At 48.0% G+C, this 456-nt stretch carries 1 protein-coding gene; it reads right to left on the bottom strand.

The genetic code is table 11. The features are described 5' to 3' along the window. Nucleotides 1-456, bottom strand: a 456-nt coding sequence (locus tag H5R88_RS01055; protein ID WP_220477532.1) for a hypothetical protein, incomplete at both ends; no start/stop codon positions are given.

Raw genomic sequence — 456 nt, 5'->3', positions numbered from 1 at the left:
AGTGAATCAACTAGTGCCTCAGTAAGTGCAAGTGAATCCACTAGTGCTTCAGTAAGCGCCAGCGAATCCACAAGTGCCTCAGTAAGTGCATCTGAATCCACTTCAGCATCAGTAAGTGGCAGTGAATCCACAAGTGCCTCAGTAAGTGCTAGCGAATCAACTAGTGCTTCAGTAAGTGCCAGTGAATCAACTTCAGCATCAGTAAGTGCTAGTGAATCAACTAGTGCCTCAGTAAGTGCCAGTGAATCCACCAGTGCTTCAGTAAGTGGCAGTGAATCCACTAGTGCTTCAGTAAGTGCTAGCGAATCCACCAGTGCATCAGTAAGTGCTAGCGAATCCACCAGTGCCTCAGTAAGTGCCAGTGAATCAACTAGTGCTTCAGTAAGCGCCAGCGAATCAACTAGTGCTTCAGTAAGCGCCAGCGAATCCACAAGTGCCTCAGTAAGTGCCAGCGAA

The organism is Limosilactobacillus agrestis, from assembly GCF_014145585.1.
Lineage (GTDB): Bacteria > Bacillota > Bacilli > Lactobacillales > Lactobacillaceae > Limosilactobacillus > Limosilactobacillus agrestis.
This window is presented reverse-complemented; position numbering and strand designations above follow the sequence as displayed.